Source organism: Anaerolineae bacterium (assembly GCA_013178015.1).
In the GTDB taxonomy this organism is placed as follows: domain Bacteria; phylum Chloroflexota; class Anaerolineae; order DRVO01; family DRVO01; genus Ch71.
Genome location: JABLXR010000004.1, coordinates 82,882 through 106,042, shown reverse-complemented (window position 1 = coordinate 106,042; position 23,161 = coordinate 82,882). Strand labels below are relative to the sequence as shown.

Here is a 23,161-nt window from a genome sequence, read left to right as displayed (position 1 = left end):
CGCGTCTCCGTGTCTCCCCCTCTCCCTGTCTCCGCGTCTCAAACCGTCCAGTCCTTTCCGTGGCGGAAGATGGACTCCAGCACTGCGTCGCGAGCGTGTTCGATGGCCAGGCGCATGGCCTCGGCGGCACGCTCCGGGTCCCGGGCGCGGAAGGCATCCAGCAGGAGGTGATGCTCGGCCAGCATGTCGTCTGCGTCCTGGCTCAGGTCGAGGCGAAGGATGAGGAAGCGCTGCATGTGGTCCAGCACCCGGGCCAGGGCCTCTTCCAGCAGCCGGTTGCCGGTGGCCGCCGCCACCGCCAGGTGGAACTCACGGTTCTCCTCTAGGTAGGCCTTGTAGCTCTCCACGTCTCCGGCAACGTAGCGCCGGGAGAGGCAGGCCAACCGCTCGATCTCATCCGGGGCGATCCTGGTCGCCGCCCGCTTCGCGGTGGCGGCTTCCAGGATCAGCCGCAGGTCGAACACCTCTTCCACGTCGCGCACGGTGATGCGACTGACGAAGTAACCCCGGCGGGGGAGGATCTCCACCAGGCCTTCCTGCTGCAGGGCGTTGAGGGCGTCCCTCACCGGGGTGCGGCTCATGCCCAGGCGCTCCGCCAGGCTGGCAGGGTGAAGCTGCGTCCCGGGCGGCCAGGCCCCAGACATGATCTCTCGCTTGAGAGCCAGATAGGCGTCGTCCCTGCGTGCGCTCATCCGGCGGGCCCCCTGATATACCGGTGATACATCACACGCTAGCTTACACTGCCTGCGGTTCGCTGGCAACACGGCTGCCGCGTGCTGAGAGCGGGCGGCGGTCGCGGCAGGGGCGGCGCCCGGTGGCTGTCAGTTCGGGTTCGGGATCGAGAGTCCGGGCGATCGCAGCAGCAACTAATGCTCGCCCGGCGTGTTGTGATCTACGTGGCAGCGGCCGCGCCGGGGATGGCGCTGGCCTCGTGGGCTCAGCTGCCCGCCTCTTTCCACCACCAGTGACTGGAAGCCAGTTATGCCAGTGACCGCCCATATCGTGGGCTGGGGCTCCTACCTGCCGGAAAAGGTCCTGACCAATGCGGAGCTCGAGTCCACCCTGGACACCAGCGACGAGTGGATAGCCGCGCGCACGGGCATCCGGGAGCGGCGTGTTGCTGCTCCCGGTGAGAGCACGGGCACCATGGCCATCGAGGCGGCCCGACGGGCGTTACAGGTGGCGGCCGTCGAGCCCAGCCGGGTGGATCTCATCATTGTCGCCACCATATCGCCCGAGTACGTCTTCCCCGCCACGGCCTGCCTGGTGCAAGACGCCATCGGGGCCCGGAACGCCGCCGCCTTCGACATTAGCGCCGGGTGCACGGGCTTCGTCTACGCTCTGGCCCAGGCGGAGCAGGCCATCCGGGCCGGAAACGCCCGCCTGGCCCTGGTCATCGGCGCCGAAGCTCTTTCCCGCTTCGTGGACTGGGAGGATAGGGCCACCTGTGTGCTTTTCGGAGACGGTGCTGGGGCGGTGGTCCTTCAGGCTGCCGAGAACCCAGGCGGCATCCTGGGTACCTACTTGGGCTCAGACGGTTCGGGGGCCGAGCTCCTCTACGTGCCCGCCGGTGGGGCCCGCCTGCCCGCCTGCGAGAATACGGTGGCGGATCGGCTGCACTACCTACGCATGGAAGGTCGGGAGGTCTACCGTTTCGCCGTGAAGGCGCTGGAGAGGTCCACCCGGGAAGTGCTGCGACGGGTGGGCCTGGAGGTGGGGGACATCTCGCTGCTCATTCCCCACCAGGCCAACGGGCGCATCACCGACATGGCGGCACGCGCCCTGGGGCTTGAGCGCCACCAGGTGGTGGAGACGGTGGAGTGGTGCGGCAATACGTCCGCCGCCTCCATCCCGATCGCCCTGTGCCGCGCCATCGAGGACGGTCGCGTGCACGAAGGTGACCTGCTGGTGCTGGTGGGGTTCGGGGCCGGGCTGACCTGGGGTGCCGCCGCCGTGCGCTGGAGCCGGATACCCACCGCGCCTCCCGGCCGCGGGCGCATCTACTACTACCGTGCCCTCTACCGGTTGGCCGAGATCCGCTCTCTCTGGCGGCGGCTGTGGCGTCGGCTCCGATCCCTGGCATTGAGCTGGATGAACGGCTACTACCGCGGCGGTGGCGGAGTCTGATCGGCCCCGCTGCTCCTCCGCCCGGCGATTGGTCCGTCGTGTGCCGCCCCCCGTCAGCACCGTGGTTGTCCTGCCTCGACGCGGTGCATCTAGGTCGGGCGAATCGCGGCCATGGCGCCGCACACCTGTCATCCCTGCTGTCGGGGCGAATCTTGTATTCGCCCGGTCCTGTATCCGCCCGGCCCACCGGTCGGGGGGCCACGGGCGAACACGAGGTTCGCCCCTACGGGGGTGGTGGGGAACGGCGGATCGGCCCATGAGGTAGACATGCTAGGGAGGCAGGCTTTGGCAGCATCATCTAGGCTCCCCAACTTCGTGGTCATCCTGACCGACGACCAGGGATACGGCGACCTGTCCTGCATGGGGGCTACGGACTTCCGCACCCCCCATCTGGATCGGGTGGCGGCCTCCGGGGTGCGCTTAACCAGTTGGTACTCCAACTCGCCCGTGTGCTCTCCCTCCCGGGCCGCGCTCCTCACCGGGCGTTACCCGGGCAATGCCGGAGTGCGAGCCATTCTGGCGGGCCACCGCACCGCCACCGGCCTGCCCCCACAGGTGCCCACCCTGGCCACGGCCCTGCGGCCGCTGGGGTACCATGCCGCCATGTTCGGCAAGTGGCACCTGGGACTGGCACAGGGCAGCCGCCCGCAGGACCATGGCTTCGAGGAGTGGTTCGGCTTCCTGGCCGGCTGCGTGGACTACTAATCCCACATCTTCTACTGGGGCATGGCCGGGGGCACCAACCCGTTGCACGACCTTTGGGAGAACGGCCGCGAAGTGTGGTGCGACGGATGCTACCTGACCGACCTGATCACCGAGCGGGCGGTGGCCTACATCCGCCGAATGGCGGCGAGTGGCCGGCCCTTCTTCCTCTACCTGCCCTACAACGCCCCTCACTACCCCATGCATGCCCCCCAGAGGTACCTGGACCGCTTCCCCCACCTGCCCTGGGACAGGCGGATCATGGCGGCGATGATCAGCGCTGTTGATGACGGCGTAGGAGAGGTGACGGCGGAACTGGAGCGCCAGGGCATCTTGGATGACACCTGCATCTTCTTCACTTCCGACAACGGCCCCTCCCGGGAGACGCGCAATTGGCTCGACGGCACCCAGGACCCCTACTATGGGGGAAGCGCAGGCATGTTTCGCGGCCATAAATTCAGCCTCTTCGAGGGCGGCATCCGCATGCCCGCGCTCATGAGCTGGCCGGCACGGCTCCCCGGCGGCCGCACGCTCGACGAACCCGTAGCGAGCATGGACCTCTTCCCTACCCTCCTCCGCGCCGCCGGAGGCCAGCCGTCCAGCTACCAAGTGGATGGCCTTGACCTCATGCCGTTGCTCGTCCAGGGCGAGCCTCTTCCGGATCGCGATCTGTTGTGGGAGATGGGGCGTCAGACGGCCATACGGCGCGGGCCCTACAAGCTGGTGCTGAACGGGCAACTGGTGGAAGGGGAGCCGCCGGCGGAGCCTGTCCACCTTTCTGACCTCAACGCCGACCCGGGCGAGCGCCGGAACCTGAAGGATGAGCTCCCAGAGCTGACGGCGGAGTTGCGGGCGACGGCGGAAACCTGGCGGGCGGGCGTCGAAGAGCGCTGGCGCAACCGGCCGGGAAGCCACTCCGGCACTACCGGCGTGCCCACCGGGCCGACGGGCCGATGACGCTGGTGCCTTCGCCGCGCGTCGCCGCGAGTGCGGGCTTGCGGCCGGAGAGCCTCTGTGGCCCCAGATGATGTGACTCCCGGTGGGAGGCGCTATTCCCGGTGGGTGAGAGCCTACTTGTGGGCCACCGAGAGGCTGTACCACGAGTTCGCTTGGGCCTACGACGCGGTGAGCGCGCTGGTTAGCCTGGGGCGCTGGAATAGCTGGCGCAACCTGGCTCTGGAGCACGTGCGGGGACCACGAGTGCTGGAGCTGGGGTTCGGGACCGGGGCACTGCTGGTGGAGATGGCCCGTCGGGGACTGATGCCTGTGGGGCTGGAACGGTCGGCCCAGATGCAACGCGCGGCCGCCCGACGCCTGCGCCGCGCCGGCCTTCAGGTGGCCCGGGTGCGCGCCGACGCCGCTGCCATGCCCTTCGCCGATGGCCTCTTCGATTCGGCCGTTTCCACCTTCCCCAGCGGCTACGTCCTGCAGCCGACCGTCCTGGCCGAGGTCGCTCGCGTCCTCCAGCCTCCGTCGGAGGGCCGGCCCGACCGGCCCCGCCTGGTGATAGGCGGCCTGTTGGTGGAGGTGAAGTCACCTCTTCTAGCCCGTCTCCCCTGGCTCGCCGCCCCCGGCTCGGCCGATAGGCTCCTCCAGCGCCTGGACGAGCGGGCCCGAGCGGCCGGCTTCGTCTGTCGCGTCGTCAGGCATCGGGCGGGCGGCGCCACGGTGCCCGTATTCCTGCTGGAGAAGATGGATGGTTCCTGATCTGGACCTCTACGTGGCCGAGGGAGGAGAAGTGACGTCGCCTGGCCCGGGTCGCTGGCGGCTCCTAATTCCCCAGGGAGAGGAGCGGGTGTACCGGCTGGCGCAGCTAGACGATTACGCCGGCCGCCGTTCCCGTCGAGCCTTCCCCCACCGTCCGCCTCTGCGTCTGTCCCTGCGCGCTCGGGCCTCTGCGCCCGACCTAAGGGGGACCTGGGGTTTCGGCTTCTGGAACGATCCCTTTGGGTTCAGCCTGACCGTGCGGGGCTCCGGCCGGAGGCTGCCCACGTTGCCGGACGCCGTCTGGTTCTTCCACGCTTCCCCGCCCAATCACCTCGCCTTCCGCGATACCCACCCGGCCCGGGGCTTCCTGGCGGCTGCATTCGCCTCCCGACCGGTGCCGACAGCTCTGCTCCTCCTGGCAGCGCCCCTGGCGGCGGGCCTGCTGCTCCCGGCCGCCGCCCGACTTCTCCGACGCCTGGCGCGGTCTCTGATCGAAGAGGATGCCGCCATCGTCCGCATTGATCCCACGCTCTGGCACACGTACGAGCTGCTATGGCTCCCCGAGCGAGCGTCGTTCAGTGTGGACGAGACGACCGTCTTTGAGACGCCAGTGTCGCCGACAGGACCGCTCGGGCTGGTGCTGTGGCTGGACAACCAGTACGCCTCGCTCCCTGCCAGCGGCCGCCTCAGCTTCGGTAGCCTCGCTACCCCTGAGGACGCCTACCTGGAGCTGGCCGACGTGGAGCTCGGCGGGGCCTAGACGCCAGGCCCGCCCGGCGGTGGAGCCTGGCCCGAGGTCTGCGGCAGGTGGCTCGGTTCTGCGCTCGGCCTGTCCGCCCTGCTGCCATCCTGGTACGAATCCGGCATTGCTCTAGCGCGGGGCAGCCTATACACTCGCCACAGCCCATCCGTGAGGGTGTAAGCGCGCGTCCGCGACTCGTCGCGGACCCGTTCCGCAGTGATCGGCGCGGTGCCGCGTACCCGCGCCTCTGTGGGAGCCGACGATGAGCCAGGCAGTGATAAGAACCGACAGCCTCACCAAGTACTACGGCAAGAACCGAGGAGTGCTCGAGCTCAGCTTCGAGGTGCGTCCGGGTGAGGTCTTCGGCTTCCTGGGTCCTAACGGAGCCGGCAAGACCACCACCATCCGCGTCCTGATGGACTTCATCCGCCCCACCGAGGGTGTGGCTCAGGTGTTCGGGCTGGACTCGCAGCGGGACAGCGTGGAGATCAGGCGGCGCGTGGGCTATCTACCCGGCGAGCTGGCTCTCTACGACAACCTGACCGCCGGGGAGCTCCTGCGGCACTTCGCCCATCTGCGGGGCGGGGTGGAGTGGGGTTATGTCCGAGAGCTGGCTGCCCGTCTGGACCTGGGGCTCAGGCAGCGCATATCCTCCCTTTCTCAGGGGAACAAGCGCAAGGTGGGGCTGGTCCAGGCCCTGATGCACCGGCCGGAGCTGCTCCTGCTGGACGAGCCCACCAATGGGCTGGACCCGCTGGTGCAGCAGGAGTTCTACCGCCTGGTGAGCGAGGTAAAGGCGGAGGGCAGGACCATCTTCTTGTCCTCCCACAACCTGCCCGAGGTCGAGCGCGTGTGCGACCGGGTGGGCGTCATCCGACTGGGGCGCTTGGTGGCGGTGGAGGAGATAGAGGCCCTCAAGCGGCGTGCCTTCCGCCAGTTGGAGATCCATTTCGCCCAGCCCGTGCCGGCCCAAGCGTTTGAGGACGTGCAGGGGGTGCGGGACGTCCGGGTGGACGATGGGGTGCTGCAGTGCTCGGTGGTGGGCAGCCTGGATGGGCTGGTGAAGAAGGCGGCCCAGTTCGAGGTGGTCAACATCGTCAGCCACGAGCCCAGCCTGGAGCAGATCTTCCTGGCCTACTACGGTGGAGGCATGGACGATGTTGCGTAGCGTGTTCCTCAAGAACGTGCGCGATCAGGGCCGTAGCCTTCTGTGGTGGCTGGTAGGCGTGGTGGCTTACGTCCTCTTCATCATGCTATTCTACCCCACGCTGCAGCAGAACGCCGAGCTGCTCAACCAGTATCTGGAGGTCTTGCCCGAGGCCTTTCGGGCGGCCTTCATCGGGGAGATCGAAGACATAACCTCGCCTGCCGGCTTCCTCACCTCGTACCTTTTCGCCCTCATCATGCCTATCTTCATCCTGGTGTACGCCATCATCGCCGGCAGCGGGGCCATAGCGGGCGAAGAGGAGCGGGGCACTCTCGACCTTTTGCTGGCCAACCCGGTCAGCCGCAGCCGGGTGCTCCTGGAGAAGGCAGCCAACCTGGCTCTGGGGGTAGTGGTTCTCTCCCTGGCGACCTGGGCCGCGATAGTGCTGGGCGCTGTGCCCGTGGGCATGAGCATCGGCTACCTCGCCGTCGCCTCGATCTGCGTCAGTTTGGCGCTGCTGGGGATCGCCTTCGGTGTCCTGGCCCTGGCAGCCGGCGCCGCCTGGGGCAGGCGAGGCACGGCCGGCGGAGTGGCCGCTGCAGTGGCGCTGTTCTCCTACCTCATGAACTCCTTCGCCCCCGCCGTGGACGTCCTGAAACCGTATCGGGCGCTGTCGTTGCTCTACTACTACAGCGGAGCCGACCCCCTGGTGAACGGCCTGGATCCGGTCCACGTGGCTGTGCTGGTAGGGTTCAGCGCCGCGTGTCTGCTGGCGGGCCTGTTCGCCTTTCGAGGCCGGGACCTGGCCGTGTGACAGGGCAGCTGCCCTCTTGCGACCCATGATCTGACTCGGGCCGCAGCCAGGCGGCCCGGGTCGTCGTTCGGTCCGTGAAGGAAGCTAGGCCTAAAGTTCACAGGCGTGATGGACGATACACCCTGCGGGATTGGCTCGAATTCCAACGCAGCGGGGTGTCCGATAATGTACTGGCCCGCGCATTCTCTGGTCGGAACCATCGCGGCCTCTGGCCTGCTAGCCCTCGTTCTCGGGCTCTCTTGCCTGTACATATACCGGCGGGATCGCAAGGTATACCTGGGGTTCTGGGCTCTCAGCGTCCTGGTCTTCAGCGCTCGACACCTGCTGGTAGGCGTGGCGGTGGCCCATCCACGGGCTGCTACCCTGGCTCTGTTCGGGGATGCGCTGGCCAACATATGCGGAACGCTCCTGTTCTGCTGGGCCAGCTACAGCTTCCTGCGTCGTTCTCCGCCCCGAGCTTGGCTATACATCTCGCTCCTGTACCTGGCCGCTGCCGTGGTGCTCTATGTCGTGTACCCTTCGCCGGTGGCGGTCCTGGTGCCCGCCGTGTTTGCCGCCGGTATGGCTCTGCGCACGGCCTTCCTCTACTTACGCGCCCCCGACCTCGACGTTGCCACTCGGCGAGCTCCCGCCATCGGCCTAATCGGCTTCGCGGCCCAGATACTGGTGGGGCCGTTCTGGGGCCATTCGGTGCGGGCCGCCGCCGGAGGCTTGTTCCTCTCCGCCCTGCTGTACACGTGCGTCGGCCTGGGCATACTGGTGGCCTACTATGAGAAAGTGAAGGAGGCCCTCAAGGAGAGTGAGAGCCGATTCCGCGGGCTCTTCGAGGCCTCTCTGGAGGGCGTTCTCATCGTGACCGAGGAGGGCACCGTCATCGAGGCCAACCCGGCCTCCGCCTGGACGTTCGGATTGCCCTCTCAGGAACTGGTGGGCAGGCGGGTGTGGGAGCTGGTGGACGTCCCTGCCGACTGCTGGCCGCACTGCATCCCCTGGGACGCTCTGTTGCGGCTGGAGACGACCTCGGCCCGGGGGGATGAGGGCACCTTCGAGGCCGAGGTGGTGGCCCGCAGGCAGCTATACCGCGGGCGCCCGGTCGTGGTAGTGGCAGTGCGTGACGTCACCGAGCGTAAGAGAGCGGAGGAGTCGGTGCGGCAGTCCGAGCGTCGTCTGCGGGACATGCTGGAGAGCGTGCACCTCATCTCCGCCATGCTAGACGGACGCGGGCGCATCACCTTCTGCAATGACTTCCTGCTCCAGCTGTCCGGGTGGAACCGGGAGGCTGTCATCGGGCAAGACTGGTTCGAGGTGTTCGTGCCTCCAGAGAACCGCGAGAAGCTCCGACGCCGATTCGCCAGCAACCTGACCTCGGGCCGGGCCAACAGCCACGACACCAATGAGCTGCTTCTGCGGGATGGCTCTCGGCGCATGATCTCCTGGAACATCACTGTGCTCAACGACGACGAGGGGCGGCCGATAGGCACGGCCAGCATTGGGGAAGACATAACCGAACGGATGCGGGCCCAGGCCACTCTGGCCGCCGAGCGCGAGCGCCTGGCGGTGACGCTTCGCTCCATCGCCGATGGCGTGATTGCCACCGACGCTCAGGGCCGGGTCACTCTCCTGAGCAAAGTGGCGGAGGACCTGACGGGCTGGACGGAGAAGGAGGCCCGAGGCCAGCCGATCACGAAGGTGTTCGATATCCTGGATCCGGAGGACCGCCAGCCGATGCCGCATCCGGTCAGCCGGGTGCTAGCTGAAGGCAAGAGGACGGACTTCAGCAACCACACCACTTTATTGACCCGCACCGGGACGGAGCTTCTGGTGGAGCACAGTGCCGCTCCCATCCAGGACGCCGAAGGCGCCACTGTGGGGGCAGTCCTGGTCTTCAGGGACGTGACCGAGAAGCACCGGCTGGAGAGGGAGCTACAGCGGGCCAGCAAGCTGGAGGCAATAGGGCTGTTGGCCGGCGGGATCGCCCACGACTTCAACAATCTGCTGACGGCTATCGGCGGCAACCTGGCCCTGGCGGGCATGTCCCTGGAGGCGGACGAGGAGGCGAAGGAGAGCCTGGCCGAGGCGGAGAAGGCCACCTACCGTGCCCGCGACCTTACGCAGCAGTTGCTTACCTTTGCCAAGGGCGGGGCGCCTATCAAAGAGACCGCCTCCCTGGTGGAGTTGCTGCGGGAATCTACCGGGTTCGCCTTGCGTGGTTCCCCGGTGCGCTGCCACTTCGACATCCCCGAGGACCTGTGGCCCGTCGAGATTGACCGAGGCCAGATAAGCCAGGTGGTGAACAACCTGGTCATCAACGCCGTGGAGGCCATGCCTGGGGGTGGGTTCATCAAGGTGTCGGCGGAGAACGTACACCTGGACGGGGAGGACCTGCCCCTGGCTCCGGGCGACTACGTGAAGGTGGTGGTACAGGACCACGGTGTGGGCATCGCTCCCGACAGGTTGGATCAGGTGTTCGACCCGTACTTCTCCACCAAGGAGAGCGGGAGCGGGCTGGGGCTGGCCACGTCGTACTCCATCGTCCGGCGGCACAATGGGCACATCGCCGTGGAGTCCGAGGTCGGGCGTGGCAGCACCTTCCAGGTGTTCCTGCCTGCCCTGCCGTACGCAGAACGAGCTCAGAAGCCGGCTCCGCCTCCTCCTCCGGATCAGCGGCCGAAGGGCCGGGTTTTGGTGATGGATGACGAGGAGAGCGTGCGGAGGGTAGTGAAGAAGACGCTGGAGCGGCTGGGCTACGAGGCCGAGGTGGTGCCCGAGGGCGAAGCGGCTATCCGAGCCTACCTCGAGGCGCGCGGCCGCGGGAAAGGCTTCGACGCCGTCATCATGGACCTTACGGTGCCTGGAGGCATGGGCGGAAAGGAGGCAGCCCGAGCGCTACACAGCGCCGATCCACAGGTGCGCATCATCGCTTCCAGTGGCTACTCCAACGATCCGGTGATGTCGGAGAGCGCCGCCTACGGGTTCAGCGGCGTCATCGCCAAGCCCTATCGGGTGGGCGACCTGGACGGGGTGCTGCGGCGAGTCCTGGGGAGCGCCCCCGCCCACGCAGCGTAGGAAGCAGGCAGAGGAGGAGATCACTCCTCTCGGTCGAGCGCTTGCCTCGCTTTGAGGCAGGCGAGCACGTCGTGTACCGAGCGATGCTCCTGGCACTGGGCGCCGACCCTGGTGAGCCAGATGAGCTCCGGGCCCTCCGACCGGACCTCTACTCTCGCCTCGGCTGAGTGGCCGTTGTCGCTCACCCGAAAGCCTTCGCGCTCCAGAGCCCTCCGGGTCCAGGTCGCCACCAGACCATCGCCCTCGAGGGCAACCTCGCCTGCCGCCGGGGCGCCGATGGCGAAGGAGCCGGTGGCGGGGTCGAACTCCACTCCTTCGCTGCGGAAGGCCCTCTCGAATGCCCCGGTGAGCACCAGGTCCTCCGGCGCACCCTCGGCCAGGAGCCCGTCGGGCGACATGAGCCAGATGCGATCCGCAGTGCGCAGAGCCAGGTCGAGGTCGTGGGTGGACAGGAGGATAGCCCGCTCGCCCGAGCGGGCCAGGCCCTTCAGCAGGTGCATTACCTCTACCCGCCGGGGCAAGTCCAGGTACGCGGTCGGTTCGTCCAGGACCAGCAGGCGCGGCTCTTGAGCCAGGGCTCGGGCGATCATGACCTTCTGTCTCTCTCCGTCGCTCAACTCGCCCACGCTGCGATGGGCCAGGGGCGCAGCGCCCACTTTCTCGATGGCCCAGCGGACCACCTCCTCATCTCGAGCGGTGAGTCTGCCGGACCAGTCGGTGTAGGGGTGGCGTCCCAGGGCGACCAGCGCGTAGGCCGAGAGGACGCCCACGTTGACCCGATCGGTGAGCACGACGCTCAGTTGGCGCGCCAGCTCCGCTGCCCTTAAGCGGTGCAGCTCGACACCGCCCAGGGTGACCCGGCCGGCAAGCGGAGGCTGCATGCCGGCGATGGTTCGGATGAGGGTGGACTTGCCTACACCGTTGGGGCCAATGAGACACACCAGGTCTCCGGCGCGTAGCGATACGGAGATACCGCTGGCCACGGCAGTCCGGCGCCCCTTGTGCCTGTACCCGATCTCGAGGTCTCGAGTGTCCAGAATGGTATCGTTCATGCGGCAAACGTGTTCCTAAGGTTCTGGCGATTGAGTATGACCCAGACGACGATCGGGCCGCCGATCAGCGGGGTCACGGCGTTGAGCGGCAGGGTAGCCTGGGTGCCGGGCAGGTGGGCCACCAGGTCGGCCATCAGAGCCAGAGAGGCGCCCATCAGGGTGCAGGCCGGCACCAGGGCACGGTGATCGGAGGTAGAGAGGAGGCTGCGGCACAGGTGGGGCACGGCCACGCCCAGGAAGGCGATGGGGCCGCAGAAGGCAGTCACCGCCCCGGCGAGGACGGCTGTGCTACCTATGATAACGTAGCGGGCCCGCCGCACGTCCAGCCCCATACTGCGGGCGTAGTCCTCCCCTAAGAGCAGGGCGTTGAGGGCTTTGGCCGAAAGCTGCGCCACCGCCAGGGCCAGAAGAATCGCGGGAGCCAGGATGACCATCTGGCTCCAGGTGACCCCGCCGAAGCTGCCGAAGGTCCAGGCTATGTAGGCCTGGACCCTCTCGGCCACGCTGAAGTAGAGCAGGACGCTCACCGCGGAGCTGGTAGCGTAGCCGATCATAAGCCCGAGGATGAGCAGAGTGATGGCATTCACCCGCCTGGCTACTACCAGCACCACCGCCATCACCAGGGCCGACCCAGCGCTGGAGGCGGCTATCAGAGCCACGTTCCCGGCGAGGCCGATCCCGGGGAGCAGCACCGAAGCGCTGGCGGTCCCCGCGGCCAGGACGACCAGAGCCACGCCCAGGCTGGCGCCCGAGTTGATCCCCAGGACGAAAGGGCCGGCCAGGGGGTTGCGGAAGATGGTCTGCATCTGCAGGCCGCTCACCGCCAGGGCGGCGCCGGCCAGCACTGCGGTGATGGCCTTGGGCAGGCGGAAGCGCAGCACGATGTTGGTCCACGAAGCCCGGGCCGGCTCGCCGCCAGCGAGCACGGTGATCACGTCGGGGATGGGTATGCTGACCGAGCCCAGGGCCAGGCTAAGGAGGAAGGCGATGAGCAGCAGCGCGGCCAGGGCCAGGAAGGCCAGCCGGCTCAGCCCCAGCCGGGGCCAGGCTCTGACTGCCAACGCGGAACCCTCCGAGCCGGCCGTCACGTGCGGTCCTGCCCCGGCCGCCCGGCGCCAATCGGTTCCGCCCGGCACAGGCTGAGCCAGCGTCGGGCTGGGGCCCGAACTACTGCGTGCACCGTCAACTCGCGATGCCGGTGTCATTGCAGGTGTCGGTAGTAGACCAACTCGTGGTCGGGCATGAGTTCGGGGTGCAGGATCTTGATGATGTCGGCCAGGATAATGTCTGGGTTCACCAGGCCGCTCTCATTGTAGTCATTGCCGCCGTTCTGATTCAGGCGGGCGTTGTTGTTGTAGACCCGGTGGTTCTGGAAGGCGGCGAAGTCTCCGTAGCGCTCGTCGGCGGCCAGGACGTCGGCCAGACTGGTGTAGAACTGGCTGAGGTTCAGCCAGTATTCGGCGTCGTGAGCTCGTTCGTAGACGCTTTCGAAGTCCAGCGGTATGCGGCTGGTGCCGCCGTCGTTGGCCCAGAGGTAATCGGCACCGGCATCGGCCAGGTACCGGGCAGCGTAGCTGTCGCCCCCGGGCATGTACCACGTGCCTCTGATGTCGTAGCCCATGAAGACGGTGGGCCTGTCGGTCACGTCTGCCGCCACGGCCGCCACCTCCTGGTAGCGGGCGGCGATCTCGGCGAACGCCGCTTCCGCCTCCGCCTCGCGGTTGAAGAGCAGGGCCATGAACTTCAGCCACTCGGCTCGGCCCAGAGGGCTGCTCTCCATGAAGTCGGAGAACATGACCACCTTCACGCCCGCGTCCAGGAGCATGGGGTGACTGTCCTTACTGGCGTTGCCTACTCCCAGAGCTATCACCACGTCCGGATTCAGCTCCAGCACGGCTTCCACATTGACCTCGGCCCCATCGCCCACTTCGGGCAACTCACCTTCGTCGAGGCGCTGGCGAACCCCTTCGGTGTTGACGTACTTGCCGTCCCCCAGGCCGATTAGGCGGTCCAGGAGGCTCAGCTTCTCCAGGTAGCCCAGGTGCGTAGTGGACATGGAGATCGCGGTCCTGACCGGCACCTCGATGATGGTGGCGTCTGGGTAGCCGTCGGGGGGCGGCGTCCCGCACTGCACCAACACGTACTGCAGCCCCTGCCCGGCGTCCCGCCAGGGCTCCACTATGGTGACCACCTTGTAGTGGTTGTGGTACTCCACGGTGAAGTTCTGGGCGTACTCGATGCTCGCCTTGTTCGGGAAGTAATCACGATCCGGATCGAACTCATCTGAGCATTCGTCGGCTGCGGTGCCGGGGGCAGAGATGGGCTCTGACACGACGGCGGGCCCGGCGCCTCCGGCAGCAGGAGTGACGCCGCTGCAGGCTGCCAGGAGGGCGGCGATGGCCACAAGAGACAACAGGTAGGCTAACACTCTGGCTTGATCGGTGGGCTGCTTCACTCGACTATCTCCTTTGTGGAGTCAGGCAACGACGTGGAGGCGCCGGCCTCAGACTCCGGAATCGCTTTCCTCTCGCCGCCGGGCGACGGGTGTTGCTCGGCGGTGGGCCGGCAAAGGGCGCCGTAGAGCTCGGGCCGGCGGTGATCGTGGAAGTGACCCATCCTCGTGCCCCCGATGCGCCGTAGCTCGGCGGCGGAGAGAGTCGCCACTGCCGCTCCTTCCTCCCATCCCACCTGCTCGTTCATGAGCTCTCCCTTGGGGCTGACTATGAGGGCAGTACCGGGGAACGACCTCCGGCTCCCAGCCGCGCTCTGGCCGGTCAGGTTGCATGTGACCACGTAGCAGGCGTTGTCGTAGGCTCGGGCAGGCAGGTAGCGCATGATCCGCTCCCGCCGGGTCTGGGGGTCGCCGTGGGGCGAGGCGAACGGGAAGAAGAGCACTTCTGCTCCCGCCAAACCCTGGATGGAACTCATCTCGGGGAAGTGGGTGTCGTAGCAGAGCTGCACGCCGAAGGTGCAGACGTCCGTCGCGAACACCGGCACCTCATCGCCGGCGGAGAACGTCTCCCGCTCGAAGGGGCCCAGGTGGGCCTTGCGGTAGGTACCGATCAGCCCCTCGGGTCCCACTATCACCTGGCTGATGAAAAGGCGGCCGGCGGCGTCGGTCTCGGCCAGGCCGGCAAGCACTACCGCGCCTTGCCGGGCCGCCAACGTCTCCAACCGTTCGGTGATGGGCCCGGGCACGGGCTGGGCGAAGGAGCGCGCTCGGGGCGAGTGATCGTACCCGCAGAGGGACATCTCCGGGAAGCACACCATCTCCACCCCCCGGTCAGCCAGCCTCGCCACCCACGCCTCCGTTCGGCTGAGGTTGTCGTCTATGGCGCCCGGCTCGGCCCTGAAGTTGACTGCGGCCACGGTCAGGTCTCGCACCTACGTCTCCTGGAAGTAGCGTACTCGCTCTTTCTTGTACTCCTTGTCGCTGAAGAGCAATGCGTAGTCGTCCGGGGCTATGGCCTGGCGCAACCGCTCTGCGGCGGCGGCCACCTCGGCTCTCTCCCGCCCGTGGAGCATGGTGAAGAGGGTGTAGGGCCACCAAGGCGGGTGGGCGGGGCGGTGGTAGCAGTGGCTCACCTCTCTGAAGCTGGAGGCGGCTCGCCCCGCCTCCTCGATGCGTTCCTCGGGTATGGCCCAGCAGCCCATGCCGTTGGCGGTGAAGCCGGCCCGCCGATGCCTGAGCACGGCGGAGAACCGGCGCATGATCCGTTGTTCCCGAAGGTGCTCCAGGGCGTGCAGCAGTTCCTCCTCGGTAACCCCCAGCCGGGTAGCGGCGGGCAAGAACGGCCTGGGAACCACCGGCAGGTCGTCTTGGGCTTCTCGCACCAGCCGGCGCTCGAAGTCGGTGAGAGGTCGCTGCTCTTCCGGAGCACTGGTCGCCCGTCCATCTCCCTCGTCGCCTTCGCTGGTCAGGCTGAACCGGACTCCGATCTTGAACACCTGCAGGGCGGGCAGGTCGAGGTAGTCGGTCACGCCCGGCTGGCTCGCCAGCCGAGAGATCTCCGCTGCCGCGTCGCACTGGAGGGGCAGGGTGAGGGTGAACCAGAGGTTGTACTCGTGCTCGCGGGAGTAGTTGTGACTGACGCCCGGATGGGCGCTGATGCGGCGGGCCACCTGGTCCAGACGATCGGGCTCGACGCGGAAGGCGCAGAGGGTGCTGCGGTAGCCCAGCCGACGGGAATCGAAGATGGGCCCGATCTGGCGGATGATGCCTGCCTCTTTGAGCCGTGCCACCTTCTCGAGCACGTCTTCCTCGGCCAACCTCACCTGCTCGCCCACGGCGTGGTAGAGCCGAGGCACCAGGGGCAGCTCGCCTTGCAGCGCGTCCAGCAGCCGGCGATCGGTATCATCCATGGCCTGCCCGCCGACACAACCTGCAACCGAGTTCGAAGGCACTACAGCCCGATCTCCTCATCGGTAAGGTAGCACGCGGGGTCGGGGGCCCACACATCACCATGCACGGCCTCGGCCCGGACGCGGAAGTTACCATTGCAGATATCGAGGTAGCGGCAACCGGCGCAGCGCCCGATGAGTAAGGGTTTGCGGTGCTTGAGCCCGGCCATCAGCGGGTCGCTCAGGTCGGTCCAGATCTGGCCGAAGGGCCGCTCGCGCACGTTGCCGAAGGAATGATGTTGCCAGAACTGGTCTGCATGCACCTCGCCTCGGTGGTCCACTGCGGCGATGCCGATGCCGGAGGCGTTGCCGCCGCTAGCTCGTAGTAGCTCCAACACCTCCTGGTAGCGCTCCGGCTGGTGGCGCTGCACCCGCTGCAGTAGGTAGGGGCCGTCGGCGTGGTTGTCCACCGTGAGAAGCTCGATGTCCACCCCGCGCTGTTGCCACTCCAGGGCCCGGTCGAACAGCACGTCCACCGCTTCGCGGGTCTGGCTCAAGGTGAGGTCATCTTCCTGCATGCGCCTACCCCTGCCGGCGTAGACCAGGTGGTAGAAGCAGGCACGGGGGATTCGCTCTTTCTCCAGCAGGTCCAGGATGGAGGAGAGGTCGCGCACATTGTGCCGGTTGAGGGTGAGGCGAAGGCCAGTGCGCACGCCCGCTGTCTGGCAGGCGCGGAACCCGCGCAGGGCGGCCTCGAAGGCGCCGACGGCCCCCCGGAAGCGGTCGTTGGTCTCCCCGACGCCGTCTAGCGAGATGCCCACGTAGGAGAAACCGGCCTTGCCAATGCGGCCGGCCTCATCGCTTCCGATGAGGGTACCGTTGGTGGAGATGACGGCGCGCAGCCCTCGCTTCACCGCATATGCCCCCAGCTCGTACAGGTCGGGGCGCAGCAGGGGTTCGCCGCCAGAGAAGAGCAGCACCGGAGCGCCGAACGCAGCCAGGTCGTCAATCATGGCCCGGGCCTCGGCCGTGGTGAGCTCGTCGGGGTCGGCCTGGGGGTGGGCGGTGTAGTAGCAGTGGATGCAGCGCAGGTTGCAGGCCTTGGTGGAGTTCCACACCACGATGGGCTTGCGCGCCAGGGCTGCGTCCAGTCCGCTCGCGTGGGCATCCGTGCGCCAGCGGTAGCGGAGGCCGTCGCCCTGGGCCGACCGGCCGCAGAGGAGCTTGGTGATGCTGATCACGATGCCTCCCTCGTCTCTGGCGTTGTCTCGAGGCCGAAGGGAAAGCTGCCGGGCTCGTACATGCAGGATGGGTCCTCGGCCAGAGGGTTCCCGGTGAAGGCAAAGGCGCGGGAGCGGGAGCCGCCGCATACCCGGTTGAACTCGCACCGCCCACAGCGCCCCTCAAGCTTCGATCGGTCCCGTAGAGAGCGGAAGATTTGGCTCTCCCGGTAGACCTCCGCCAGAGGGGCTTCCCGGACGCTGCCGGCTGCGAGGGGGAGGTAGCCGCTGGGGTAGATCTCGCCGCGGTGGGAGACGAACACGAACCCGTCGCCCGCGTTGATGTGCAGGGGCGACCGGCGCATCCTCTCCTGCGGCGCAGGGACTGCGGGCGCCCTGCCAACCTGGGCCAGCCCATCCCGCAATCGGTAGTAGGTGTGGTTCAGTGGTAGGTGATCCTCAGGCGGGAGTCCTCGCTCCTCGAGGGCCTGGCGCTGGAGGACCACTCGCTTGTAGTGGTGACCCTCGGTGGTCTTGAGGCTGACCATGTGGGAGGCCTCGTAGAGGAAGTTCATCACCGCCTCGTGATCCTGGGGAGAGATCATGTCGTCCGCCTGGCCTCGACCGGTGGGAACGAGGAAGAAGACGCTCCAGGTCATGGCGCCCATCTCCCGCACCAACTCCAGCAGACGCGGTAGGTCGTCCAGATTGTGGCCGGTGACGGTGGAGTTCACCTGGACCTTGATCCCCAGTTCCTGGGCGGCTCGCCAGCCATCCAGCGTCAACTGGTACGAGCCGGGCACCCGTCGGAAGTCGTCGTGGAACTCGGGGGTAGAGCCATCCAGGCTCAGCGAGATGACTCTGGTCCCCGACTCCTTGAGGTGCCCCAGGTTCTCGCGGTTCAGCAGCGGAGTGCCCGAAGGTGATACGGCCGGCATCAATCCTTTCTCGGAGGCATAGGCGGAGAGGTCGAACAGGTCTTCGCGCTTGAAAGGGTCGCCGCCGGTGATGATGAACAACGGTCGCGGGTGACCGAATGCTTCCACCTGGTCAATCAGGTGGCGAGCCTCGTCGGAGGTCAGCTCCTCGGGGTGACGGTGAGGCTGGGATGAGGCGCGGCAGTGACGGCAGGCCAGATCGCAGGCCTGGGTAGCTTCCCAGATCACCAGGAAGGGTCGCTGGGTCAGGTCGTAGTGGGGCTGTCGGATGATGGGCATGGTCAGTCCGTCCTCGCTGGTGGCATCGCTGGAGGTCAGGCGGGGGGAATGGTGGGTGCGGGCGATTGGGTCTGGTAGCTCTCGATGGTGGAAAGCAGCACCTCGTCCAGGAAATCGCTGGCCCTCTGGTAGACCATCAGGCTGTGAACGTCAGGCGGACCGCCAAACGTGCCCGATTCGTGGATGGCGGATAGCAGAGAGCGCCGGAAGTGAAAGAACGCCTGAACCGTCTCGCTGAGGCTGAGACCCGCCCGGCTGCAGTGGGCCCCATGGTCGGCCCCCAGGCGACGCCCCTCGCGGAGGAAGCTTTCTCCGTCGGGCCGAGCGCTGAACTGAAGGACGAGACCGAGCAGCCGCCTGCCGGATTGGCGGAAGTACTGACGATCCTCCTGCCCGGAACGTACCAGCCAGCTCTTGGGATGGACCTCCTGTTCGGCGAGCGCACGCCGAGTCACCTCCAGAACGTGGGTCTCCAGAGGGGCCAAGGCGCCGAATGTGGCCGGCTGCCGCCTGCCTTCCAGGAAGGCGTCCAGGTCGTTTCGGGCAAAGCGGCGACGCCCGCCGGGGGTGCGAAGGCAGGCGACCTCACCGGCATCGGCCCAGCGCCGCAGAGTGGCGAAGTGAACGCCGAGGTACTTGGCTGCCTGACTGAGGGTGAACCAGGAATCGGTGGATGGTATCTCTTCTCGGCTCACGATCGGTTTCTACACATTCCTAAGCTTATCTAAGTGGAGCGCACTATACAGGTGGCTCCCGGCGCCTGTCAAACTCGAGTCGCGGTGTATTATCTGACCCCGGTTTCGACGGCCGGCATCCCGGCACCGGTACTCCTCCACCCGATGAAAGCCGGCGTTCCCTGCCGGGCGGTGACGCGCGCAGCACGGCGGCCCGCGACTGCGGCCTCCTTGGGCAGCAGACACGCATCGTCGGCCACAGGCGAGAGAATGGGACGCGAGCGGTAGGAACGACCGGTGAGGCGATCGTTGGCGCGCAGGCGGCGCACCGGCTAGTATCTGACCGTTCATCTGCGCAATGGGCGCATGGGTCGAGGAGGGCGTGTTGGCCTGGTATCTGTACGTGGCGGTGGTCGCCGCCGGCTTCGCGGCCGGATTCATCAACACCCTGGCTGGCAGCGGTTCGCTGATAACGTTGCCTCTGCTGATATTCATAGGGCTTCCCGCCACGGTGGCCAACGCCACCAACCGCGTGGGCATTCTCCTGCAGAACGTAGTGAGCACGGGCAGCTTCCACCAGGGGAAGGTGCTGGACTGGAAGTACGGCCTCATGCTCTCCGTCCCGGCGGTCATCGGCTCCCTCATCGGGGCCCAGATCGCAGTGAACCTGAACGAAGAGTTGATGCGCCGGGCCATCGGTGTGGTGATGGCGATCATGCTGTTCGTCATCCTGTTTCGGCCCAACCAGTGGCTCAAGGGCCGGCCTGAGGGCGCCCGCAGCTACCCTAACCTGCTGGAGATCCTCATCTTCTTCGGCCTGGGCATCTACGGCGGCTTCATCCAGGCCGGGGTGGGCATCTTCTTGCTCTCGGGGCTGGTGCTGGCCAGCGGTTACGACCTTGTCCGTGCCAACGCCATCAAGGTCCTGATCATCCTTCTGGTCACCATCATGGCCATGGCTATCTTCATGGCCAACAGCCTGATAGACTGGGGAGTGGGGCTGCTGCTGGCGGTGGGCAACATGACTGGCGCCTGGGTCGCCTGTCGGGTGGCCGTGAGGAGCGGGGCGCGGTTCATCCGCTGGCTGCTCATTGCGGTGGTGCTGGTGTCGGCCCTGGATCTCCTGGGCATCCGCGACCTGATCGGCCGCCTGCTCTAGCTCCATCAGGGGCGGCCCCAGGGCAACCGTATCCCGCACGGGCCTACACCTCTCAGGGCAGGCTCGAGCGGGTACCCTCTCGCCCGGGCCCGTCTCCTGTCATTCCTTGCTGGCCGGTGATCTCCGGTGTGCATCGGGGCACCGAGGGCCTAGCCTCTATCATCATCCGGGGCTCGGCATCGGAATGCAGTTGCCGGGGTGATGCCGATCTGTCGGCGGCACATCTTAGCCAGCAACGGTGCGTAGGGGCGAACCTCGTGTTCGCCCTCGGTCCGCAGATGAGACGCACTGCTTGTCGGGTTGTCGCCGCGCCTGGGGACGCGGACTCCTCGAGTGATGACCAGGCGCGATGGCGTCGGCCTGAGTGCCGGCTCATACCTTGCCCCCAGATTGACGTGCACCCTGCGCAACGCTCAGGCAGACAGGAGACAGCTGAGGTGCTACACTGAGCCCGACTGGATGGCCGACTCTGTGTTGTTAGGGAGCGTTGGAGAGAGTGAGTATGGATAGCAGGGAGTACGTCATCGTCGGTGGAGGTCTGGCCGGAGGACGAGCGTCGGAGGGCGCCCGCCAGGTGGATGACCGGGGCAGCATCCTCCTTCTCACTCAGGAGCCGCACCGGCCCTACCAGCGTCCGCCGCTGTCCAAAGGGTACCTTCGGGGCGAGCAGGGCTTGGACCGGGTGTACCTGCAACCGGAGTCCTACTACCCGGACCATCGCCTGGAAGTGCGCACTGGCGTCCGGGTGGTGGAGCTGCTGCCGCGCGAGCGACGGCTCAGGCTGGACGATGGCAGCGTCATCGGCTACGGAAGGCTCCTGCTGGCCACCGGAGGACGGGCGCGACGGCTGGAGTTGCCGGGGGGCGATCTGCCGGGGGTGCATACCCTCCGCACCATCGAGGATTCCGACGCCATCCGCGCCGCCGCTGGGCAGGCCACTCGGGCCGTGGTGCTCGGAGGCGGCTTCATCGGGGCCGAGGTGGCCGCGTCGCTCGCCATGATGGGTAAAGAGGTGACCATGGTGTTCCCCGAGGCCTGGCTTCAGGGCCGTCTCGTGCCCGAAGACCTGGGGCAGCACCTGCACCGCTTCTACCGTGAACGTGGGGTCACAATCCTCCCGGGCGACGTCGCTGTCGCAGTGGAGGGCCGGGAGCAGGTGGAGCGGGTAGCCCTGAGCCAGGGCCGATCGCTTCCGGCTGACATAGTAGTCATGGGGGTGGGCATCCTGCTCAACACCGAGCTGGCCCATGCAGCGGGCCTGGAAGTGGACCGGCAGGGGGCGATAGTGGTGGATGAACGCCTGCGCACCAGCGACCCGCACATCTACGCCGCGGGCGACATTGCCTCCTGGCCCGATCCCACCTTCGGCAGGCGACTGCGGCTGGAGCACTGGAGTGTGGCCCGGGGACAGGGCGCTCAGGCGGGAAGGAACATGGCGGGGGCGGAGGAACCCTATACCGCGTTCCCTTCCTTCATGACGGTGATGTTCGACCTGGCGGTGCGGGTGTGGGGCGACCTGGAGACGTGGGAAGCGACGGTGCGGCGGGGCCTGCCCGAGGAAGGCAGCTTCGCCTACTTCTACTTCCGAGAGGGGCGGCTGGTAGGAGCACTGGGGAGCGGCCTCCCCGAGGAGGAAGAGACGGCGGTTCCGGCGTTGGTGCAGAGGCGGCCCCGATTCGATGAGGTGGCTGCCATGCTAGCGGACCCTCAAGTGTCGCTGGCAGAGCTGCCCGCCTGATCCGATGACGAGGGCGGCCGGGACAAATGCTTAGGAGAGGACCGATGGCGAGGGTGTTGAGGGAGCCGGCGCGCGAACTGCCGGTGATCGCGGAGGCGGACGTAGTGGTGGCGGGCGGCGGCCCGGCTGGGTTCGCTGCCGCGGTGGCGGCAGCGCGGGAGGGGGCGCGCACTGTGCTGGTCGAGCGGTATGGGTTCCTGGGTGGGTTGGCCACGGCAGGCATGGTGGCGCCCATTCTGGGACACACTGCCCACGACAGCGACACGCCCATCGTGCAGGGCATTCTGCAGGAGATGACCGATCGCATGCACGCCCTGGGCGGCGCCACCGGCTGGGAAGAGGCGCTGAAGCAGTGGGGCATCAACTTCGACGTGGAGGCATTCAAGTACGTCGCTGACGAGATGATCTCCCAGGAGGACGTAGAGCTGCTCTTGCACACCCTGGCGGTAGATGCCGTCGCGGCCGACGGCCATCTGGAGGGCGTGGTGGTGGAGAGCAAGTCGGGCCGGCAGGCCGTGGTGGGGAAGGTGGTCATAGACGCCACCGGGGACGCGGACCTGGCTGCGCGCGCCGGCCTTCCCTTCACTCAGGGACGGGCCTTCGATGGGGCGGTGCAATCCATGGGCTCCTTCTTCTACCTCGCCGGGGTCCCCGACCTGGGAGAAGCACAACGCCGGAAGGCCATTGAGCTGGTGCGACGGAAGCTGGAGACGGGCGAACTCAGCTTCTATCACCCCGGCTTCTTGGCGGTCAACACGGTGCACGATGACTACTACTCCCCCAACGTGACCCGCATTCCGGCCGATCCTACCGACGTGGGGGACCTGACTCGGGGCGAGCTCATGGCGCGTCGGGAGGTCTGGAAGCTGCTGGAGACGCTGCGCGCCGAGGCCGAGGGGTTCGAGGACGCCTACATCCTGGCCACGGCCCCGCAGGTAGGGGCCCGGGAGAGCCGGCAAGTGACGGGCCTGTACACCCTCACCGGCGACGACGTCACCTCCGGCCGCAAGTTCGAAGACGCGGTGGCCCGTGGTTCGTGGTGGATAGACATACATTGCCCCCTGGGACACACCTATCCCGTGCACCTGTGCATCCGGGAGTGCCCTCGAGGCGAGCGGTGTGCCTTCTGGAAGGCGGAGAATCGGAGGATGTACCCGGACCGGGAGTCTCTCTGCCCACCCCAAGGGGACTGGTACGACATCCCCTACCGCTGCCTGGTTCCTAAAGGCAGCGCCAACTTGCTGGTAGCAGGCCGGAGCATCTCCGCCACTCATGAAGCCATGGCCGGCGCTCGGGTGATGGGCACCTGCATGGCCATCGGGGAAGCGGCCGGGGTGGCAGCAGCCCTGGCGGCCGCCGAGGATGGTGTGGTCGCCCATGTAGACGTGCAGACCCTGCGGAGCCGGCTGTCCGGCAATGGTGCCCTGGTGTAGGGGAATGAGCCGCCTATGACGC

The 23,161-nt window shown here is 67.2% G+C and carries 18 protein-coding genes and 1 pseudogene; 10 read left to right on the top strand and 9 right to left on the bottom strand.

The features are described from left to right. Positions 1–38: 38 nt before the first annotated feature. Positions 39–692 (bottom strand): GntR family transcriptional regulator, encoded by a 654-nt coding sequence (locus tag HPY83_02400; GenBank protein ID NPV06797.1) that lies wholly within the window; start codon positions 690–692, stop codon positions 39–41. Between the two features lie 289 nt (positions 693–981). Between HPY83_02400 and HPY83_02395 the strand changes: the two genes are divergently transcribed. The 7 genes and pseudogenes from HPY83_02395 to HPY83_02365 all read left to right on the top strand — a co-directional run bounded on the left by HPY83_02395 (position 982) and on the right by HPY83_02365 (position 10,305). After that, complete coding sequence (locus HPY83_02395; GenBank protein NPV06796.1) at positions 982–2,127, top strand: ketoacyl-ACP synthase III; 1,146 nt, start codon at positions 982–984, stop codon at positions 2,125–2,127. 267 nt (positions 2,128–2,394) lie between these two features. Then, a pseudogene (locus HPY83_02390) lies at positions 2,395–3,786 on the top strand (sulfatase-like hydrolase/transferase). Between the two features lie 57 nt (positions 3,787–3,843). Then, entirely contained in the window at positions 3,844–4,536 is a 693-nt protein-coding gene (locus HPY83_02385) for a methyltransferase domain-containing protein (GenBank protein NPV06795.1), read from the top strand. After that, positions 4,526–5,296: a hypothetical protein gene (locus tag HPY83_02380; protein ID NPV06794.1), complete on the top strand. Its 771-nt coding sequence runs from the start codon at positions 4,526–4,528 to the stop codon at positions 5,294–5,296. The genes HPY83_02385 and HPY83_02380 overlap by 11 nt, the downstream gene beginning before the upstream one ends. 244 nt (positions 5,297–5,540) lie before the next feature. Then, positions 5,541–6,446, top strand: a complete 906-nt coding sequence (locus tag HPY83_02375; protein NPV06793.1) for an ABC transporter ATP-binding protein — start codon at positions 5,541–5,543, stop codon at positions 6,444–6,446. Then, positions 6,436–7,239: an ABC transporter permease subunit gene (locus HPY83_02370; GenBank protein ID NPV06792.1), complete on the top strand. Its 804-nt coding sequence runs from the start codon at positions 6,436–6,438 to the stop codon at positions 7,237–7,239. Before HPY83_02375 ends, HPY83_02370 begins: the two co-directional genes overlap by 11 nt. A gap of 165 nt (positions 7,240–7,404) precedes the next feature. Beyond that, positions 7,405–10,305 carry a PAS domain S-box protein gene (locus HPY83_02365; GenBank protein NPV06791.1) on the top strand — a complete coding sequence of 967 codons (2,901 nt, stop codon included), beginning with the start codon at positions 7,405–7,407 and terminating at the stop codon, positions 10,303–10,305. Positions 10,306–10,325: 20 nt separating this feature from the next. Here the strand turns inward: HPY83_02365 and HPY83_02360 are convergent, their stop codons facing one another. From HPY83_02360 to HPY83_02325, 8 genes are read right to left on the bottom strand one after another with little or no spacing between them, the layout of a single operon-like run. Beyond that, positions 10,326–11,357, bottom strand: coding sequence for an ABC transporter ATP-binding protein (locus tag HPY83_02360; GenBank protein NPV06790.1), 1,032 nt, complete (start codon positions 11,355–11,357; stop codon positions 10,326–10,328). Next, a complete protein-coding gene (locus HPY83_02355; protein ID NPV06789.1) occupies positions 11,354–12,562 on the bottom strand; it encodes an iron ABC transporter permease in 1,209 nt (402 codons plus the stop codon). The genes HPY83_02360 and HPY83_02355 overlap by 4 nt, the downstream gene beginning before the upstream one ends. Beyond that, on the bottom strand, positions 12,559–13,785 hold the full coding sequence (locus tag HPY83_02350; protein NPV06788.1) for an ABC transporter substrate-binding protein: 1,227 nt from the start codon (positions 13,783–13,785) through the stop codon (positions 12,559–12,561). The genes HPY83_02355 and HPY83_02350 overlap by 4 nt, the downstream gene beginning before the upstream one ends. A 23-nt stretch (positions 13,786–13,808) precedes the next feature. Then, positions 13,809–14,741, bottom strand: coding sequence for a nitrilase (locus HPY83_02345; GenBank protein ID NPV06787.1), 933 nt, complete (start codon positions 14,739–14,741; stop codon positions 13,809–13,811). After that, the gene (locus HPY83_02340; GenBank protein NPV06786.1) at positions 14,742–15,719 is read right to left on the bottom strand and encodes an Lrp/AsnC family transcriptional regulator; all 978 of its coding nucleotides are present in this window, start codon (positions 15,717–15,719) and stop codon (positions 14,742–14,744) included. Positions 15,720–15,760: 41 nt separating this feature from the next. Then, positions 15,761–16,939 (bottom strand): radical SAM protein, encoded by a 1,179-nt coding sequence (locus HPY83_02335; protein NPV06785.1) that lies wholly within the window; start codon positions 16,937–16,939, stop codon positions 15,761–15,763. Next, positions 16,936–18,135: a TIGR04053 family radical SAM/SPASM domain-containing protein gene (locus HPY83_02330; GenBank protein NPV06784.1), complete on the bottom strand. Its 1,200-nt coding sequence runs from the start codon at positions 18,133–18,135 to the stop codon at positions 16,936–16,938. Before HPY83_02330 ends, HPY83_02335 begins: the two co-directional genes overlap by 4 nt. A gap of 35 nt (positions 18,136–18,170) precedes the next feature. Continuing rightward, positions 18,171–18,830, bottom strand: coding sequence for a helix-turn-helix domain-containing protein (locus tag HPY83_02325; protein NPV06783.1), 660 nt, complete (start codon positions 18,828–18,830; stop codon positions 18,171–18,173). Between the two features lie 337 nt (positions 18,831–19,167). On the opposite strand from HPY83_02325, the gene HPY83_02320 reads away from it, so the two are divergent. From HPY83_02320 to HPY83_02310, 3 genes are all read left to right on the top strand, one after another. Beyond that, on the top strand, positions 19,168–19,968 hold the full coding sequence (locus HPY83_02320; GenBank protein ID NPV06782.1) for a sulfite exporter TauE/SafE family protein: 801 nt from the start codon (positions 19,168–19,170) through the stop codon (positions 19,966–19,968). Between the two features lie 502 nt (positions 19,969–20,470). Beyond that, on the top strand, positions 20,471–21,706 hold the full coding sequence (locus HPY83_02315) for an FAD-dependent oxidoreductase (protein NPV06781.1): 1,236 nt from the start codon (positions 20,471–20,473) through the stop codon (positions 21,704–21,706). A 44-nt stretch (positions 21,707–21,750) separates the two neighbouring features. Continuing rightward, entirely contained in the window at positions 21,751–23,139 is a 1,389-nt protein-coding gene (locus HPY83_02310; GenBank protein NPV06780.1) for an FAD-dependent oxidoreductase, read from the top strand. Positions 23,140–23,161: the final 22 nt, after the last annotated feature.